This window comes from Brevundimonas vesicularis (assembly GCF_027886425.1).
Classification (GTDB): domain Bacteria; phylum Pseudomonadota; class Alphaproteobacteria; order Caulobacterales; family Caulobacteraceae; genus Brevundimonas; species Brevundimonas vesicularis_C.
In genome coordinates, this window is sequence record NZ_CP115671.1 from 1,823,684 (window position 1) to 1,841,028 (window position 17,345).

At 65.9% G+C, this 17,345-nt stretch carries 16 protein-coding genes; 12 read left to right on the plus strand and 4 right to left on the minus strand.

Annotation, left to right across the window (positions count from 1 at the left end; translation table 11 throughout):
- The first annotated feature begins 57 nt into the window (after positions 1-57).
- The 7 genes from dusB to PFY01_RS09470 all read left to right on the plus strand — a co-directional run bounded on the left by dusB (position 58) and on the right by PFY01_RS09470 (position 8,961).
- Positions 58-1,113: a tRNA dihydrouridine synthase DusB gene (gene dusB / locus PFY01_RS09440; protein WP_271041082.1), complete on the plus strand. Its 1,056-nt coding sequence runs from the start codon at positions 58-60 to the stop codon at positions 1,111-1,113.
- Positions 1,110-3,380 (plus strand): sensor histidine kinase NtrY-like, encoded by a 2,271-nt coding sequence (locus tag PFY01_RS09445; RefSeq protein ID WP_271041083.1) that lies wholly within the window; start codon positions 1,110-1,112, stop codon positions 3,378-3,380. The genes dusB and PFY01_RS09445 overlap by 4 nt, the downstream gene beginning before the upstream one ends.
- 9 nt (positions 3,381-3,389) lie before the next feature.
- Positions 3,390-4,796 carry a sigma-54-dependent transcriptional regulator gene (locus tag PFY01_RS09450; protein ID WP_066624736.1) on the plus strand — a complete coding sequence of 469 codons (1,407 nt, stop codon included), beginning with the start codon at positions 3,390-3,392 and terminating at the stop codon, positions 4,794-4,796.
- A complete protein-coding gene (locus tag PFY01_RS09455; RefSeq protein ID WP_271041084.1) occupies positions 4,796-5,656 on the plus strand; it encodes a D-amino-acid transaminase in 861 nt (286 codons plus the stop codon). Before PFY01_RS09450 ends, PFY01_RS09455 begins: the two co-directional genes overlap by 1 nt.
- A gap of 101 nt (positions 5,657-5,757) precedes the next feature.
- Positions 5,758-6,003, plus strand: a complete 246-nt coding sequence (hfq, locus tag PFY01_RS09460) for an RNA chaperone Hfq (protein ID WP_003164861.1) — start codon at positions 5,758-5,760, stop codon at positions 6,001-6,003.
- A complete protein-coding gene (gene hflX, locus PFY01_RS09465; protein WP_271041085.1) occupies positions 6,004-7,317 on the plus strand; it encodes a GTPase HflX in 1,314 nt (437 codons plus the stop codon).
- A 6-nt stretch (positions 7,318-7,323) separates the two neighbouring features.
- The gene (locus tag PFY01_RS09470; RefSeq protein WP_265148431.1) at positions 7,324-8,961 is read left to right on the plus strand and encodes a Na+/H+ antiporter; all 1,638 of its coding nucleotides are present in this window, start codon (positions 7,324-7,326) and stop codon (positions 8,959-8,961) included.
- Between the two features lie 3 nt (positions 8,962-8,964).
- Here the strand turns inward: PFY01_RS09470 and PFY01_RS09475 are convergent, their stop codons facing one another.
- From PFY01_RS09475 to PFY01_RS09485, 3 genes are read right to left on the minus strand one after another with little or no spacing between them, the layout of a single operon-like run.
- The gene (locus PFY01_RS09475; RefSeq protein ID WP_271041086.1) at positions 8,965-9,621 is read right to left on the minus strand and encodes an HAD family hydrolase; all 657 of its coding nucleotides are present in this window, start codon (positions 9,619-9,621) and stop codon (positions 8,965-8,967) included.
- A gap of 10 nt (positions 9,622-9,631) precedes the next feature.
- The gene (gene mazG / locus PFY01_RS09480) at positions 9,632-10,396 is read right to left on the minus strand and encodes a nucleoside triphosphate pyrophosphohydrolase (RefSeq protein WP_420197069.1); all 765 of its coding nucleotides are present in this window, start codon (positions 10,394-10,396) and stop codon (positions 9,632-9,634) included.
- A 26-nt stretch (positions 10,397-10,422) separates the two neighbouring features.
- On the minus strand, positions 10,423-11,784 hold the full coding sequence (locus PFY01_RS09485) for an MFS transporter (RefSeq protein WP_271041088.1): 1,362 nt from the start codon (positions 11,782-11,784) through the stop codon (positions 10,423-10,425).
- A gap of 105 nt (positions 11,785-11,889) precedes the next feature.
- Between PFY01_RS09485 and PFY01_RS09490 the strand changes: the two genes are divergently transcribed.
- From PFY01_RS09490 to ygiD, 4 genes are all read left to right on the plus strand, one after another.
- A complete protein-coding gene (locus tag PFY01_RS09490; protein ID WP_271041089.1) occupies positions 11,890-12,747 on the plus strand; it encodes a D-alanyl-D-alanine carboxypeptidase family protein in 858 nt (285 codons plus the stop codon).
- Positions 12,723-13,181: a hypothetical protein gene (locus PFY01_RS09495; RefSeq protein WP_271041090.1), complete on the plus strand. Its 459-nt coding sequence runs from the start codon at positions 12,723-12,725 to the stop codon at positions 13,179-13,181. The genes PFY01_RS09490 and PFY01_RS09495 overlap by 25 nt, the downstream gene beginning before the upstream one ends.
- A 98-nt stretch (positions 13,182-13,279) precedes the next feature.
- On the plus strand, positions 13,280-13,882 hold the full coding sequence (gene wrbA, locus PFY01_RS09500; RefSeq protein ID WP_055805062.1) for an NAD(P)H:quinone oxidoreductase: 603 nt from the start codon (positions 13,280-13,282) through the stop codon (positions 13,880-13,882).
- Positions 13,883-13,886: 4 nt separating this feature from the next.
- On the plus strand, positions 13,887-14,645 hold the full coding sequence (gene ygiD / locus PFY01_RS09505) for a 4,5-DOPA dioxygenase extradiol (RefSeq protein ID WP_271041091.1): 759 nt from the start codon (positions 13,887-13,889) through the stop codon (positions 14,643-14,645).
- On the opposite strand, the gene PFY01_RS09510 is transcribed toward ygiD, so the two are convergent.
- Entirely contained in the window at positions 14,646-16,199 is a 1,554-nt protein-coding gene (locus PFY01_RS09510; RefSeq protein ID WP_271041092.1) for an AMP-binding protein, read from the minus strand.
- A gap of 183 nt (positions 16,200-16,382) precedes the next feature.
- Here PFY01_RS09510 and lipA point away from each other — a divergent pair, with 183 nt between their 5' ends.
- The gene (gene lipA / locus PFY01_RS09515) at positions 16,383-17,345 is read left to right on the plus strand and encodes a lipoyl synthase (RefSeq protein ID WP_017504838.1); all 963 of its coding nucleotides are present in this window, start codon (positions 16,383-16,385) and stop codon (positions 17,343-17,345) included.

Here is a 17,345-nt window from a genome sequence, read left to right on the forward strand (position 1 = left end):
ATCAAAGCGCCGCGGTCATGCTTGACGAGGGCGGCTGCGATGCGGCGAAAGACGGAAATGCCCAAGACCTTGCAAATCGGCGATGTGACCGTGCCCGGCCAGGTGCTGATGGCGCCGATGACCGGCGTGACCGACCTGCCGTTCCGCATGCTGGCCTCCAGACTGGGCGCCGCTTATGTCGCAACGGAGATGGTGGCGGCCAAGGAACTGGCGCGGGCGCGGCCGGACGTCGTGCGGCGCGCCGCCGTGGGAGCAGGTCTGCCGCTGACCGTCATCCAGCTTGTCGGACGTGATCCCGAACAGATGGGCGAGGGGGCGCGGATGGCGGAAAGGGCTGGGGCGGACATCGTCGATCTGAACTTCGGCTGTCCAGCCAAGGAGGTCACGGGCTCGGCCGCCGGTTCGGCCCTGATGCGGACGCCCGATCTGGCCTGTCGGATCATGGAGGCGGCGGTCAAGGCGACCGATCGGCCGGTGACGGTCAAGATGCGGCTGGGCTGGGACGAGGAGAGCCGGAACGCCGCGGAACTGGCTCGCCGCGCGGAAGCGATCGGCGTCAAGGCCGTCACGGTGCATGGCCGCACGCGAAAACAGTTCTACACTGGGCAAGCGGATTGGGACGCGGTCGGGACGGTAAAGGCGGCGGTCGGCATTCCCGTCATCGTCAATGGCGACATCATCACCGCCTATGAAGCGCGCCAGGCCTTGGCGCAGTCCAGCGCGGACGGGCTGATGCTGGGACGTGGCGTCTATGGCCGGCCATGGCTGGCGGCGCATCTGGAGCGGGCGCTGGTCGATGGTGTGGCGCTGGAGGAACCCGGACCTGAAGAGCGTCTGGCGATCGTGATCGAGCATCTGCGGGCGTCGGCCGACTTCTACGGCCTGCCTCTAGGTTTGAAGATGTTCCGCAAACATCTGGGCTGGTACATCGAACAGGCGCCGTGGCCGGCCGATCCGCAACACCGTCGCGAGGCGAAGGCAAGAATTTGCCGCCTGGACGATCCGATGGCCGTCGAAGACGCCATGCACGAACTGTGGCGGCCGGATTTGCCTCGGTTGGGTAAGTCTGCTGTTGAAAATGGGCCACAGGTGTTGGAGACTGCTGTGGCATGACGGATACGCCTTCAGCACGCACCGCTTCGCCCGACCTCGCGTCGGACGACGGGTCGTTCTGGGGGTGGGTCGATAGCGAACGGGCGCGGACCGGCTTCGGATTGGCGTTCTTTCTGGCTGTCGCGATCACGGCGGCGGCCATCTGGCTGGTGGCGGTCGCGCCGGGAGCCACATCAGGGTCGGCGCGCGGATCGAGCAGCCAGATCGCCCTGATCGTGCTGGCGGCCAATCTGCTTCTGATTTCCGGCCTGGCCATCATTGTCGGCCGGCGCGTGCTGACTTTGGTGCGCAGCACCGACGAAGCCGGATCGCGCCTTCACCTGAGGTTCGTCGCCCTGTTCTCGATGGTGGCCCTGGTCCCGTCGGTGCTGATCGCCCTGGTGTTCGGCGTCCTGGTCAATCGAGGCGTAGACCAATGGTTCAGCGAGAACGTGAAATCGTCGGTCGACAACGGCGCGATCATCGGTCGCGCCTATGTCCGCGACGTGGCCAGTTCGATGGATGCGGATTTGGTCACGATCTCGGATCAGTTGGACAGCGCGAGAGGACTGTTTGACGACCGCATCCAGTTCAACGCCGCCTTGGCGCAGGTTGGCGACATTTTCCGATACCCGGCCATCTATATTGTCAACGGCAACGGCGAAGTTCTGGCGCGAGCCGAGCAACCCGGCGCGCCGCCTTATCTGGCGCCGCCGCGCAGCTATATCGAGGCCGCCGGGCAGGACGGCAAACCGCCTACTGACGTTACCCAGAATCCCGATACCGTACGCTCCATCATCGCTCTGCCGGCGTATGGAGACGCCTACCTCTATCTCGTCCGTCCCCTCCAAGAGGGACTGATCGCGCGGATGAACGCGTCGGATCAGTCGATCCAGGCCTATCGCGAGGCGGAGGAGAGCCGCGCTCGGATCCAGTCCGCCTTCATCCTCAGCTATCTCGAGACGGCGCTGCTGGTGCTGGTGGGCGCGGTGTGGCTGGGAATGTCGGCGGCCAGCAGCATCTCCGCGCCGATCGGTCGGTTGGTGAAGGCGGCGGGACAAGTCGCGGGCGGCGACTTCACCGCTCGGGTCGACAGCGAAGGCGCCCCGGCCGAAATCGCCACTCTGTCGGACGCCTTCAACCGCATGACCGGCGATCTGCAGGCGCAGCAGGCGGCGCTGAAGGCCGCGAGCGACGAGGCGCACGACCGCAGCCGTTTCATCGAGACCGTGCTGTCGGGCGTCAGCGCCGGGGTTATCGGCCTGGACAAGCGTGGGCGGGTGTCGGCCATCAATGACAGCGCCCTGCAACTGCTTCACATCGACGACGTCGAGGTTCTAGGTCACGAACTCGCGGCGCTGTCTCCAGAACTTAGCGATCTGGTGCGGCGCGCTGAGGCCCATATCGAGGAAGACATCGACGTCAGCCGAGGCGGCGATACGCGGCGGCTGCGCGTTCGGATCGAGGGTGGTCTGGGCGGCGAGATGGTCCTGACCTTCGACGACATCACCCGCTTGGTGACGGCCCAGCGAAACGCGGCTTGGCGCGACGTGGCCCGTCGCATCGCCCATGAGATCAAGAACCCGCTGACGCCGATCCAGCTGTCGGCAGAGCGACTGAAACGGAAATATCGCGCGCGGATCGGCGAGGATGTCGAAATCTTCGACCGGTGCACCGACACCATCATCCGCCAGGTCGGAGACATCGGCCGCATGGTCGATGAGTTCTCTTCCTTTGCTCGCATGCCAGCGCCGCGTTTCGCGCCCGAGAACCCGGCCGAAATGTTGCGCGAGGCGGTGTTCGCCCAACGGGTCGCCGCGCCGGACATCGTGGTCGACATCACCGAGCCCCTGCCGATGGCGAACATGCAGGCCGACGGCCGTATGGTGGGACAGGCGCTGATCAACATCCTCAAGAACGCGGGCGAATCGGTTGCGGCGCAACGGCTTGCGGCGGGTGAGGCAGCGGCGTCGGACCGTGCGGGCGTCATCGCGTCGCTGACGATCGAGGACGGCTTCGCCACCTTCGTCATCGAGGACGACGGCGTGGGTCTGCCGGCTCGCGACCGCGATCGCCTGACCGAACCCTATGTGACCACGCGCGAGAAGGGCACGGGCCTGGGCCTGGCCATCGTCAAACGCATTTGCGAGGACCACGGTGGCGAGCTGAAGCTGGCCGACGCCAAGACCCTGCGCGGCGCACGCGTGTGCATGATCTTCCCCCTGAAACCCCACGGTAAAGGCGGCGAGGGCGCGGAGCGCAAGCTCCAGACCCTGGCCGCCGAATAGCGAGGCAAGATGCGACCAACCGGTTCCGACATTCTCGTTGTCGACGACGAGGCCGACATCCGCGACCTGGTGTCCGGCCTGCTTGAGGACGAGGGCCATGCCGTGCGCGTCGCCGCAAACTCCGACGAGGCCCTGGCGGCGATCCGGGCAAGGAAGCCGTCGCTGGCGATCCTGGACATCTGGATGCAGGGCGGCGGGCTGGACGGGCTGGAACTGCTGGAGGTCGTCAAGGAACTGGATCCTGATCTGCCGGTCGTGATGATTTCCGGTCACGGTAACATCGAGACGGCGGTGACGGCGCTGAAGCGCGGCGCCTATGACTTCATCGAAAAGCCGTTCAAGTCGGATCGGCTGGTTGTCGTGGTCGAACGCGCCATTGAGGCTGCGACGCTGAGGCGCGAGAACCGCCGCCTTCGCGCGGCGACCATGACACCGTCCGGTCTGATCGGCCGATCACAGGCTGCGCAGGCCTTGCGCAGCACCATCACCAAGGTGGCCCAGGCCAACAGTCGGGTTCTGATCGCCGGACCGGCCGGCTCGGGCAAGGAGCTGGTGGCGCGTCAGATCCACGAAGCCAGTCCGCGCGCCCGCGCCGAGTTCGTCGCGATTTCGGCCGCCGGCATGACGCCGGAACGTCTGGATGTCGAACTGTTCGGCGAGGAGGGCCAGGACGGCCGTCCGCGCAAGATCGGCGTGTTCGAACGCGCCCACAACGGCACGCTGTATCTGGACGAAATCAGCGACATGCCGCGCGAGAGCCAGAGCCGTATCCTGCGCGTTCTGGTCGATCAGCGGTTCCGCCGGGTCGGCGGAGAGCAGGACGTGCAGGTCGATGTCCGCGTCGTGACGTCGACCTCGCGCGATCTGAAGGCCGAGATCGCAGAGGGACGTTTCCGCGAAGACCTGTTCCACCGTCTGAATGTGGTGCCGATCCGTGTCCCGCCGCTGTCGGAACGGCGCGAGGACATCGCCGAACTGGTCGAATATTTCGTCGACACGATCAGCGCCTCGCAAGGGCTGCCCAAACGCATCGTCGGGGACGATGCGGTGGCGGTGCTGCAAGTCCACCCGTGGCCCGGCAACATCCGTCAGCTGCGCAACAATATCGAGCGTCTGCTGATCCTGGCGACCGGCGATCCGGCGGAAACGATCACCGCCGACATGCTGCCGCAGGAGGTGGCGACCTCTAACGGCGGGACGGCGAACCTGGGCGGCGAGCGCACCATCGCCCTGCCGCTGCGGGAGGCGCGCGAGGTCTTCGAGCGGGAGTATCTGGCGGCGCAGATCATGCGGTTCGGCGGCAATATCTCGCGCACCGCCGCCTTCATCGGCATGGAGCGATCGGCCCTGCATAGAAAGCTGAAGTCGCTGGGCGTCTCGCCAGCGCGCGGCGGCGATGAAGAAGAGCCGGCCTGATGTCACGCGTCGCCTATGTGAATGGCGCGTATAGCGCGCATGGCGAGGCCGTGGTCCATATCGAGGATCGCGGTTTCCAGTTTGCAGACGGCGTCTATGAGGTCTGGTCGGTCTTCGACGGGAGGCTGGGCGATTTCGAAGGTCATATGAGCCGCCTTCACCGCAGTCTGAACGAACTGAAGATCGACATTCCGATGAGCGCCGGCGCCTTGGGCGTCGTTCTGCGCGAGACCGTGCGGCGCAATCGTGTGCGCAACGGCATGGTCTATCTGCAGATCACACGCGGCACGGCGCCACGCGATCATGGCTTTCCGGTCGATGTCGCGCCCAGTGTTGTCGTGACCGCCAAGTCGATCGATCCGGCGCGGAGTCAGCGTCTGGCGCAAAACGGCGCGGCCGGCGTCACCCAGCCCGATATTCGCTGGGGGCGTTGCGATATAAAGACCGTCGGTCTCTTGCCGAATGTGCTGGCCAAACAGGCGGCGCGCGAGCGCGGAGCCTACGAGTGCCTGATGTATGACGACATGGGTCTGATCACCGAAGGCGCATCGACCAATGCGTGGATCGTGGATGAGGACGGCAGGCTGAGAACGCGGGACATCCAAGCCAATATCCTGCGGGGCGTCACGCGAGCAGCCGTCATCGAGCTCGCCGCCGCCGAGGGTGTCGAACTGGAAGAACGCGCCTTCTCGGTCGATGAAGCGAAACGGGCGCGGGAGGTGTTCGTGACCGCCGCCAGCGCCTTCGTCATGCCGCTGGTTTCGCTGGACGGCGTGAAGATCGGCAACGGCCAGCCCGGCCCGGTGGCGACCCGCCTGCGAGAACTCTATCTTGAACAGGCGCGTCGAGGGGCCATTTAGGGCGTTGCCCGAGCGGCCGGGCGGCGGTTAAGGTCGCGGTTGGCTGCATCGGCCCCGCCGCTCCCACGGCGATGAACAACGAAGAACAGGAAAAACCTGCCATGTCGCAAGACAAACGTCAGAACCTTCAGGACACCTTCCTCAACTCGGTCCGCAAGACCAAGACGCCGCTGACCATCTTCCTGGTCAATGGGGTCAAGTTGCAGGGCATCGTGACCTGGTTCGACAACTTCTGTGTCCTGCTGCGCCGCGATGGCCAGTCCCAGCTGGTGTACAAACACGCCATCTCAACCATCATGCCGTCCGCGCCCGTGCAGCTGTACGAGCCCGACGCCGAAGAAGACTGATTGACCCAAAAACTGATCGACCACACCGTCCCGCTGATCCGGGCGGTCGTCATTCACCCCGACCGACGCTCGGACAGTCCCCGGCTGGCGAGCGAACGGCTTGAGGAGGCGGCGGGCCTTGCTCGCGCGCTGGACCTCGACGTGCGCGCCGAAGAGATCGTGCGGCTGCGCAGCACCACGCCTGCGACCCTGTTCGGCACGGGCAAGGTCGAGGAACTGGCCGCGCTCGTGCGCGCCGCAGACGCCGAAGCCGTCATCATCGACGACGCCCTGACACCGGTGCAGCAGCGCAATCTCGAAAAGGCGTGGGAGGTGAAGGTCATCGACCGCACCGGCCTGATCCTGGAAATCTTCGGCCGTCGCGCGCGGACCAAGGAGGGGCGGCTTCAGGTCGAGTTGGCACGGCTGGATTATGAGCGTTCGCGTCTTGTGCGGACCTGGACCCACCTTGAGCGGCAACGTGGCGGCACCGGTTCAACCGGCGGGCCCGGCGAAACCCAAATCGAGCTGGACCGGCGTCTGATCGCCGACCGGATCGTCAGGCTGAAGGCCGAGCTGGAAGAGGTGCGGCGCACGCGCGGCCTGCACCGCAAACAGCGTCAGAAGGCGCCGTTCCCGACGATCGCTCTGGTCGGCTACACCAACGCCGGCAAGTCAACGCTGTTCAACAGGCTGACGGGATCAGAGGTCTTCGCCAAGGACCTGCTGTTCGCCACCCTGGACACGACCCAGCGCACCATCCGGCTGCCGCAAGGACGACCGGCCATCGTGGCAGACACGGTCGGCTTCATCTCTGATCTGCCGCATGAATTGGTCGAGAGCTTCCGCGCCACGCTGGAGGAGGTCGGCGAGGCCGATCTGATCCTGCACGTCCGCGACATCGCCTCGCCCGACAGCGCCGCCCAGGCCAAGGACGTCGAGGCCGTGCTGAAACAGATCGAGACGCCAGAGGGCAAGACGCGCCGGGTGCTGGAAGTCTGGAACAAGATCGATCTGCTGGACGACGAGGCGCGCGACACCGTGCTGGGTCAGGCCGAACGGTTGGCGAAGGACGGTGAAGCGGTCGCCGTCTCAGCCTGGACGGGCGAGGGGATCGAGCCTCTGCGCCAGATCATCGCCGGCCTGATCGACGATGATCCCGAGACGCAGCTGACGCTGGAGCCGCATCAGGGCGACGCCCTGGCGTGGCTGTACGAACATGGTCGGGTCACGGCGCGCGATGCGGACGAGCTTGGCCGTACTCACGTCACGGTGCGGCTGCATCCTGCGGCGCTGGGGCGATTCGAGCGCCTGTATCCCGACCTGACCGACTGAGGCTTCATGCATCTGATCGAAACCGTCCTGCTTCTGCTGTTGGCCGTGGTGGTGTCGGGTTCGATCGCGCGGATCACGCGCATCGCCTTGCCTCTGGTTCAGATCGGGCTGGGCGCCGCCATCGTGCTGATCACGGGCAAGACGGTCGATCTTGAGCCGGACATTTTCTTTCTGCTGTTCCTGCCGCCCCTGCTGTTTCTGGATGGCTGGCGAATTCCCAAGGAAGATCTGTTTCGCGACCGGGCGGTGATCCTCGAGCTGGCGCTGGGGCTGGTGCTGTTCACCGTCGTCGGTCTGGGTTTCCTGATCTGGTGGATGATCCCGGAGATGCCCCTGCCGGTGGCCTTCGCCCTGGCCGCCATCCTGTCGCCGACCGATCCCATCGCGGTTCAGGCCATTGCGGCGCGGGCGCCCATCCCCAAGCGCCTGATGCACATTCTGGAAGGCGAGTCGCTGTTGAACGATGCGACGGGCCTGACCTGCATGCGGATCGCGGTCGCCGCCGCGACGACTGGCGCGTTTTCGATCGGCCATGCGGTCGGCACGTTCGTTTGGCTGGCCCTGGTCGGGGTCGCCGTCGGCGTTCTGGTCACCATGGCCATCAGCTACGCCAAGAGCTTCGTCAGCCGCCGCTGGGGCGAGGACGTGGGCGCGCAGATTCTGATCAGCCTGCTGATCCCGTTTGCTGCCTATCTGGTCGCGGAAGAACTGCATGCGTCCGGCATTCTGGCGGCGGTTGCGGCCGGGGTGACGATGAGTTTCACCGAACGTGGAGGCATCGCCGGGCAGTCGATGGCGATGACGCGGATCCGGCGCAGCGTCGTGTGGGACACGGTTCAGTTCGTCGCCAACGGAATCATCTTCGTCATCCTGGGCGAACAGATGCCCTCGATCATGTCGAGAGCGGCCGAGGTGGTGGCGGGCACCAGCCGACCCGAGGTCTGGTGGCTGGCGGTCTATGTGTTCGGCATCGTCGCCACCCTGGCGGCGTTGCGGTTCGTCTGGGTTTGGACCTCGCTGAAGCTGACCCTGTTTCGCCGCCGCCATCGCGGTCCGCCGGCCAAGGTCGGTCTGCGGCTGACCATGGTGATGTCTCTGGCGGGCGTGCGGGGCGCGATCACTCTGGCGGGTATTCTGACCCTGCCGTTCGCCTTGGGCGACGGGTCGCCGATGCCGTCGCGGAACCTCGCGATCTTCCTCGCGGCAGGCGTGATCGTGGTGTCGCTTGTGCTGGCGACCTTCGCCTTGCCCCGCCTGCTGAAGAACGTCGAACTGCCGCCAGAGCCTTCGCATGAGCAGGAAGAAGATCGCGGTCGGGTCGCCGCCGCCTCGGCCGCCATCCGCGCCATCGAGGACGCCTCGCACGCCATGGCGGAGGGCAAGTCCAACCCTGACCTCTATTCCGACATCGCTGGCCGGATCATGGAGACCTATCGCCAGCGGATCGAGACCCACACCCGCACGGACGAGGAAGACGCAGCCCTGACGCGCAAGATGGACGACATCGAGCGGCGTCTTTGGCTTGCAGGGCTGGCCGCCGAGCGAGAAGAGTTACGTCGGTTGCTGAGGGCGCGTCAGCTGGACGAGGTGACGGCCAAGAAGCTGTTCCGTGACGTCGATCTACAGGAACTGCGTTACCTCTGACGCTCAGCGATCCATGAAGGCGGAGACGGCTGCATAGCTGTCGGCGATGTGGTGGGCGCCGCGCGCCATCAGGCGCTCGGCATGGCCGTCGCGAACATGGCCGCCCGCCGTCAGTCCCACGACCGTCATGCCGGCCGCGACGCCTGCGGTGACGCCCGCCTCGCTGTCTTCGATCACCAGGACGCGCGTCGGATCGACGCCCATGGCGTCGGCGGCGTGCAGGAAGATGTCCGGGTGGGGCTTGCCGCGCTCGACCACCAGGCCGGTAAAGACCGCGCCGTCGAAATGATCCGTCAGGCCGAACAGGTTTAGGCCCACGCCGATCCAGTCGGGGCCGCTGGACGAGGCGATGCAGCGGGGCTCGGGTCGGGCGGCGACGAAGTCCAGCAGACCGGGCACGGGTTCAAGCTGCTGCGGCGCGCGCCGGCGACAGGTCGCAAACCATGTGGTGTGGAAGTCGTCGGGGCAGGCACGACCCAAGGCCGCCTCAACGACCGGCCGATTGTCGCGCCAGCGCTTGCCCGTATAGGCGGCCAGCACGTCGTCGAGCGAGGTCGGCAGGCCGATGGCGGTCAGTTGCTCGGCCATGACGGTGCTGTTCAGCACCTCGCTGTCGGCGACGACGCCGTCGTAGTCGAAAATGATCAGGTCGTAGGTCACGCGCGGTCGCTCAGGCTTCAGGCGCGGCCTTTTCGGCGACCTTTGCGGCGTCCCAGAGGCGATCCATCTCGGCCAGATCCGATTGGTCGGGCGTACGGCCGTCCTTCGCCAGTTCCGCCTCGATGAAGCCGAAACGGCGTACGAATTTGGCGTTGGCGGCGCGCAGGGCGTCTTCCGGTTCGATGTCCAGCTTGCGCGCCAGGTTGGCGACGACGAACAGCAGGTCGCCCAACTCCTCGCGCGCCTTGGCCTGGTCGCCGGCGGCGATCTCGACGCGCAACTCCTCGACCTCTTCGGCGAGTTTGTCGAACACCTCGTCGGTGGAGGGCCAGTCAAAGCCGACGCGAACGGCGCGCTTTGTCAGTTTGGCGGCGCGGGTCAGGGCAGGCAGGCCGACCGGCACGTCGTCGAGAACGCCCGGCTTCTTGCGGTCCCTGCGCTCGGCGGCCTTGATGGCCTCCCAGGCGACGGTCTGTTCCTTCGAGGAGCGCTGGGCCTCGTCACCGAAAACGTGGGGGTGGCGGCGCTCCAGCTTGTCGGCGATGGCCGTGACCACGTCGTCGAAGGCGAACAGCCCCTGTTCCTCGGCCATGCGGGCGTGGAAGACGACCTGGAACAGCAGGTCGCCCAGTTCACCCTTCAGCTCGACAAGATCGTTGCGCTCGATGGCGTCGGCGACCTCATAGGCCTCCTCGATCGTGTAGGGGGCGATGGTGGCGAAGGTCTGCTCCACGTCCCAGGGGCAGCCGCCGTCGGGATCGCGCAACCGCTCCATGACGCCGAGCAGGCGGTCGATCGGTCTCAACGGCGGGCTCCGTCGCGGGCTTCCAGGGCGATGCGGATTTCATCGTGCCGCTTCGGCGTCAGGGGGTAGCCCTTCAGCACCCAGGCGGCGGCGGCCAGCAACAGGCCGGGGACCAGAATGAACAGGATCTGGAGCGTCAGCAGGGAAAAGTCGCTGTTGCCCGTCGGGCCCGGCACCGCCTTGAAGCCCACAACCTGCAGGATCAGATAGGGAATGAGCGCGACCACGTGGCCGATCTTGGTCGTCGCGGACAGGATGGAGAACATCAGTCCGGTGCGATCCACGCCCGTCTCCAGCCGCACCTCGTCGCCGGCGTCCGCCATCATGGCGCGCAGCAGGAACAGGCCGGCCGCATAGGGCAGGCCGGCGATGAACATGGCCCCTGCCGTCAGCATGAAGTTGCCGCCGGGAACCAGGGTGGCGGCAACATAGAGGGCCGCGAAGATCAGGCTGGCGACAGCCAGGGCCTTGTCCTTGCCGATGCGCGTGGCCAGCCAGGCCCAGATCGGCGCGCCGCACAGACCGGCGACGAAATAGAACAACATGAACAGGCCGGCCTGGCTGTGGTCGTAGCCCTTGATCTGTCCGAAGAAGAAGAACAGCAGCGAACCCGTGATGCCCGGCGCGACGCCCAGCAGCAGGTCGGCGATCAAGAGCTTCCGGACCGTGGGCATCTTCAGCAGGGCCAGATAGGCGCTGGCGCCGCCATGCGGCTGGTCGCCCGCGTTGACGGGTTCTGGCACGGCGACCATAGCCAGACCGATGGTGACGGGCAGGGCGATCAGAATGGCCCAGCCCATGATCCGCACGCCGTCGGCATAGTTCCCGATGCCCGTCTGAACCACCACGGTCGGCAGCACCAGGATCAGGATCACGCCGATGATGTTGAACACCTGCCACCAGCCATAGACGCGGCTGCGCTGGTCATACTGCGGCGCAAGCACGGCGGCCCAGCCGAGTTGGCCCAAGGTGCCGATCGAGAAGCCGAGATACAGGACCAGCAGCCAGCCGAACAGATAGGCCGGTCCGGCGCCGGGCTGGACCACGACGAACATCATGAAGGCCGACAGCATCAGGATCGGCGTCGAGATGGCCATCCACGGGCGATAGCGGCCGAACCGCGTCTTGGTCTTGTCCATGCCCCAACCGATGAAGGGGTCGAAGACGATGTCGATCAGGCGCACGGCCATGAAGACGGCCGCCACGACTCCCAGCTCCAGGCCTACATAGGTGGCGTAGAACTCCGGCAGGGTGACGGGCAGGGCGACGCCGAAGGCCGCCAGAGGCAGACACGGCCCGGAGAAGGCCGCAAGCACGGCGTTGGAACGGCGGGGCGCGGTCGGCGCGGCGGTGGACATGCGTCGGTCCGAAAGGCGCGGCGCGAGTCGGCCGCGCGTCACCATGCCAGCGATCGGTGACGCATGCACTTGTGAGATCGACCGGCTTGGGGCTTCCTGTGGGACATGTGGCGAAGCCTTTTTGCGTTCCTGTCCGTCTGCTTCGTTCTGACGCTCGCCGGCGGCGCGCGGGCGGCCGGGTCCTGCCACACCAATGCCGACGGTTGGCAAGCGCAAGGGCTGGCGAACGCGGCGTCGGCTTACAGCATGGAATGGGCGCCGTTCGGGGCGGCGGAGTGGGGGTGGCAGGCCTATCTGCCGCTGATCCAGCACGAACTGCATACGACGTGCGGACCCGGCACGCCGATCTTCGCGTCGCAACTGGCGGGGTTTCAGCAGACGCATGGCCTGGCGCCGACGGGCCTGTTCGATGCGGCGACATTCCAGGTGTTTCGCGGCCTTTGGCAGGAGCGCAGGCCATTCGTCATGGCGCGCGTCGGCGGAGTCTGTCCCGAGCCGCCGCCGATCAATCAACTCGGCTATCTGGTCGCGTCCGAGGAGCATGCCGACCGTCTGACACGTCTGCTGCGCCGGGACGTCTTGGACGCCTATCGCCGGCTGGTCGCGGCCGCGCGGGCAGAGGTTCCGGAGGTGGGGGCCGATCCCGAACTGCTGCAGATCTTCTCCGGCTTCCGCGATCCCGAGGCGGACGCGGCGCGCTGTGCGCAGCAGGGCAACTGCGACGGGCTACGTCGGGCGGTCTGTTCGCCGCATCGGACGGGCACAGCGGTCGATCTGTATGTCGGCCAGGCGCCGGGTCTGGGCGTCGATTCCACCACCCCGGCCAGTCGCGAATATATGGCGCGGTCGGCGACCTATCGCTGGCTGGTGGCGAACGCTGGGCGTTTCGGCTTTGTGCCCTATGTCTATGAGCCGTGGCACTGGGAGTATGTGAAGCCTTGGGATCCTTCGTTCGCGCCCTGACCGAAGCTGAGAAATCGCTCGCGCGAGAGGCGTTCGGCGCCGCGATCGACCTGGCGCCCGTCCGTTTGATCGGTTGGCCGTTCCGCCGCGCGTTTGTAGCCGGACGCTGGTTCGGGCGAGACTGGATCGTGTGGCCGCAAGCGCAGCTCGTCGCAGACTTCACTTTGACGTCCGAGCGAATGCAGGGCGTGCTGATTCATGAACTGACGCACGTCTGGCAGGCCCAGCAGGGTGTCAATTTGCTGTTCGCAAAGCTGAAGGCTGGGGACACACCCGCCTCCTATGCCTACCGCGTGGAACCGACCTGCCGGTGGGACGCGTTGAACATCGAGCAGCAGGCGATGGTGATGGAGCATCGTTTCCATTGTCGCCGCGGTCGCCTCACGCCGGGCGACAGGACCTTTTACGACACCGTCTGTCCCTTCGAGACGTGATTTGACGTTGGGGACTTGCAGAAGGCAAGGCAGCGCGCCAAGTTAGCAACGGTCGTTGTTGCGAATGGCGACCCTTGTCATTCAATGGAGCCTCCCCGATGCCGAAAGTCCTCGTCCTCTATCATTCGACCTATGGTCACCTGGAAACCATGGCCGAGGCGGTCGCCGAAGGCGCGCGCGAGGTCGAAGGCGCCGTCGTGGACATCAAGCGCGTGCCGGAAACCGTGCCGGAAGAGCTGGCCAAGGCTTCTCACTACAAGCTGGATCAAAAGGCGCCGATCGCCAAGATCGACGATTTGAAGGACTACGACGCCATCATCATCGGCGCCGGAACCCGCTTCGGTTCGGCCGCGTCGCAGATGCGCGCCTTTCTGGATCAGGCTGGCGGCCTGTGGTTCTCGGGCGCCCTGATCGGCAAGGTGGGCGGGGCCTTTACCGCCACGGCGACACAGCACGGCGGTCAGGAGACGACCTTCCAGGGCCTGCACAACTTCTTCATGCACCACGGCATGCCGGTCGTGGGTCTGCCCTATTCCTTCCAGGGACAGATGACGCTGGACGCCATCCACGGCGGCTCGCCCTATGGCGCATCGACGATAACGGGCGGCGACGGCTCGCGTCAGCCCAGCGATGTCGAGCTGGACGGCGCCCGGTTCCAGGGCAAGCATATCGCCGAGCTGGCCAAGAAGCTGCACGGCTGATCCGATGCGCCAGCCCGCCGTCTTCTTCGGCCACGGTTCGCCCATGAATGCGCTCGGCGGTCCTTATGGGGCCGCCTGGCGTGCGCTGGGCGAAGCGATCGGCAAGCCCAAGGGCGTGGTGATGATCTCCGCCCACTGGGAGACGCGCGGGCTCGGCGTAGCCGCGCAGGAGAAGCCCGAAACCATTCATGACTTCGGCAACTTCCCGCGCGAACTTCATGAGATGCAGTATCCGGCGCCCGGGTCGCCCGCCTTGGCGGCGCGGGTGTCGGCGCTGACCGGGGCCGTCCAGACGCATTCGTGGGGCCTGGATCACGGGACCTGGTCGGTGCTGTGCCATGTGTGGCCAGAGGCGGACGTGCCTGTGGTGCAGTTGTCGCTGAACCGCGAGCTGACGGCGCGCCAGCATTACGATCTGGCCAAGGCGCTGAAGCCTCTGCGCGATGAAGGGATCGTCATCGCCGGCTCGGGCGATTTCGTCCACAATCTGCGGACCTGGAAGCGCGAGGACGGCGCAGAGCCCTATGCCTGGGCGACCGGCTTCAACGAGGCGGTGAAGACGGCGTTCGAACGGGGCGACCATGAGGCCCTGATCGATTGGGTGGGTCTGGCCGAGGACGCGCAGCTAAGCGTGCCGACCGACGAGCATTTCCTGCCGGTGCTTTATATCGCCGCCCAGCAGGAGCCGGGCGAGGCGGTCAGCTTCTTCAACGACCGTATCGACGGCGGCTCGATCTCGATGACAGGCGTCCGGATCGGCTGATCACGCCGCCTTCTCGGCCTCAACCATCTTCTGAATGGACACATAATCCGTCTTGCCGGTACCCAAGACGGGCACTTCGGCGACCTTGACGATCTTTTTCGGCACGATCAGTTCGGGCGCGCCGTTGGTTCGCGCCCATTCAGCCAGGGGCGCGACCTCGGCGTCGGCGTGGTCAGTGACGAGCACCAGCTTCTCGCCCTTGCGGCTGTCCGGGATAGACACCACGGCGTGGCGCTGATCCGGCCAGACGGCGCCGGCGATCCCTTCGACGGCGGTCAGTGAGACCATCTCGCCGCCGATCTTAGCGAAGCGCTTGGCGCGGCCGCGGATGGTGACATAGCCGTCGTCCGTCACATCGACGATGTCGCCGGTGTCCAGCCAATCGTCGCCAATCGGATCCCACTGCAACGGCTCGGCCGAGGTGACATAGCCGTTCATGACATTGGGCCCGCGCAGCATCAGGCGACCGCCCGCGTCGATGCCCTCAACGGGCTCCAGCTTCCAGTCGATGCCGGGCAGCACCTGACCGACCGTGCCGGGCGCGTTTCGGTCAGGATGGTTGACGGCGATGACGGGCGAGGCCTCGGTCGCGCCGTAGCCTTCCAGCAGTTCGACGCCGCCGAACTTGGTATTGAACAGGGTGCGAGTTTCCTCGCGCACCTTCTCGGCGCCGGCGACCACGAACTTCAGCGTCGAGAAGTCGTTCGGTTCGGCGACGCGGCCGTACTGGTTCAGGAAGGTGTCGGTCGCGAACAGGATCGAGGCCTTCACCTGGGGCAGCAGGTCGGTGATCTGTTTGGCGTGCAGTGGCGACGGATACTGGAATGCCTTCAACCCTTGCAGCAGCGGCAGAATGACCCCGCCGGTCAGGCCGAAACAGTGGAAGGTCGGCAGGGGATTGAACATCACCCATTCGGGCAGCAGGTCGATGTGGGCCGCTACCTGACGCGCATTGGCGACGAGGTTCTTCTGGCTCAGCACCACACCCTTGGGCGTGCCGAAGCTGCCGGAGGTGAACAGGACGACGCCCGGCGAGTCGGGGTCCGTCTTCACGCGGAACCGCTTGGGCGCCGCGCCGGCGGCGAGGCCGTAGAGCTTGTCGGCCAGACCGATGGTCTTGCGGACATCGTCCAGCCAGACGACCTCGGCCACCGTCTTCAGTTCGACGATCAGGTCGTCCAGCTTGGCCTGATCGATGAAGCGTTTTGCGGTCAGCACCTTCTTGACGCCGGAGGCCTTGATGGCCGCCTTCAGATTGGCTTCGCCAGCGGTGAAATTCAGCATCACCGGCACACGACCGTGGGCGTGCAGACCGAAGAAGGTGACGACGACGCCCATGGACGACGGCAGCAGGATGGCGACACGCTCGCCCTTGTCGGTCATATTGGCGATCTTGCGCCCCAGCACGAAGGCGGCGCGGATCAGGCCGGTGTAGGTCAGCGGATGCCGGTCCTGATCTTCCAGGATTTCCTTGTCGCCGAACCGCGACCGCGCATCGATCAGGGCGTCGATCAGGGTCGAGTCGTAAAGCGAGGGATCCAGGGCCTGGCGCAAGCGCGTCTCCTACGGAGGACGCGGGCGGCCCTCTCTGTTGTTCGGGCGACTGTCATTAATGACGCCGCCGCATCTTGAAAAGATGCGTAACGTCGCGTGAGTTCTGATGCGCGATCACGCCTGCGGCAAGTCTGTTACGCGGTGTGCCTTGCCTAAACGGCCTCAAAGTCCGAAATACCGGCCATGGTCACCCTGATCGACACCCTTCAGCGCAAGCCGTCCGAGCTGCGCCACCCCGAAAAGCAGAACCGGCCCGAGTCGGTCGTTCTGAAAAAGCCCGACTGGCTGCGGGTCAAGGCGCCGGGCTCCGGTCAATACAACGCCACCAAGGAGATCGTTCGTTCCAAGGGGCTGGTGACGGTCTGTGAGGAGGCGGCCTGTCCGAACATCGGCGAGTGCTGGAGCCAGAAGCACGCCACCCTGATGATCATGGGCGACACCTGCACGCGGGCCTGCGCCTTCTGCAACGTCAAGACGGGCTTGCCTCAGCCGCTGGATCCGGAAGAGCCGGGCAAGGTGGGTTTGGCCGTCCAGCAGATGGGGCTGAACCACGTCGTCATCACCTCGGTCGATCGCGACGACGTGGCCGACGGCGGCGCGGCCCACTTCGCCGAAGTGGTGCGCCAGATCCGCATCCAGGCGCCGGACACCACCATCGAGATCCTGACGCCCGACTTCCTGCGAAAGGACGGGGCGGCGGCCGTGATGATCGACGCCAAGCCTGACGTCTTCAATCACAACCTGGAGACCGTGCCGCGCCTGTATCTGAAGATCCGGCCGGGCGCGCGCTACTTCCACAGCCTGCGCCTGTTGCAGATGGTCAAGGAGCGGGACCCGAACCAATTCACCAAGTCCGGCATCATGGTCGGCCTGGGCGAGACCAAGGAAGAGGTCATGCAGGTGATGGACGACATGCGGTCCGCCGGCGTGGACTTCATCACCATCGGCCAATATCTTCAGCCGACGCGCAAACACGCCGCGATCGACCGGTTCGTGACCCCGGAAGAGTTCAAGGCCTATGAGGCGATCGCCCGGGCCAAGGGCTTCCTGATGGTGTCGTCCAGCCCGCTGACGCGTTCGTCGCACCACGCCGGCGACGACTTCGCCCGGCTGAAGGCGGCACGCGAGGCGCAGCTGCGCCGCTAA

Bases quoted from the DNA above. Each gene is read 5' to 3' on its own strand.
- lipA (WP_017504838.1), top strand. From the start codon at position 16,383: ATGGTCACCCTGATCGACACCCTTCAGCGCAAGCCGTCCGAGCTGCGC.
- PFY01_RS09455 (WP_271041084.1), top strand. From the start codon at position 4,796: ATGTCACGCGTCGCCTATGTGAATGGCGCGTATAGCGCGCATGGCGAG.
- PFY01_RS09490 (WP_271041089.1), top strand. From the start codon at position 11,890: ATGTGGCGAAGCCTTTTTGCGTTCCTGTCCGTCTGCTTCGTTCTGACG.
- PFY01_RS09450 (WP_066624736.1), top strand. From the start codon at position 3,390: ATGCGACCAACCGGTTCCGACATTCTCGTTGTCGACGACGAGGCCGAC.
- PFY01_RS09470 (WP_265148431.1), top strand. From the start codon at position 7,324: ATGCATCTGATCGAAACCGTCCTGCTTCTGCTGTTGGCCGTGGTGGTG.
- hfq (WP_003164861.1), top strand. From the start codon at position 5,758: ATGTCGCAAGACAAACGTCAGAACCTTCAGGACACCTTCCTCAACTCG.
- mazG (WP_420197069.1), bottom strand. From the start codon at position 10,396: ATGGAGCGGTTGCGCGATCCCGACGGCGGCTGCCCCTGGGACGTGGAG.
- dusB (WP_271041082.1), top strand. From the start codon at position 58: ATGCCCAAGACCTTGCAAATCGGCGATGTGACCGTGCCCGGCCAGGTG.
- wrbA (WP_055805062.1), top strand. From the start codon at position 13,280: ATGCCGAAAGTCCTCGTCCTCTATCATTCGACCTATGGTCACCTGGAA.
- ygiD (WP_271041091.1), top strand. From the start codon at position 13,887: ATGCGCCAGCCCGCCGTCTTCTTCGGCCACGGTTCGCCCATGAATGCG.
- PFY01_RS09485 (WP_271041088.1), bottom strand. From the start codon at position 11,784: ATGTCCACCGCCGCGCCGACCGCGCCCCGCCGTTCCAACGCCGTGCTT.
- PFY01_RS09445 (WP_271041083.1), top strand. From the start codon at position 1,110: ATGACGGATACGCCTTCAGCACGCACCGCTTCGCCCGACCTCGCGTCG.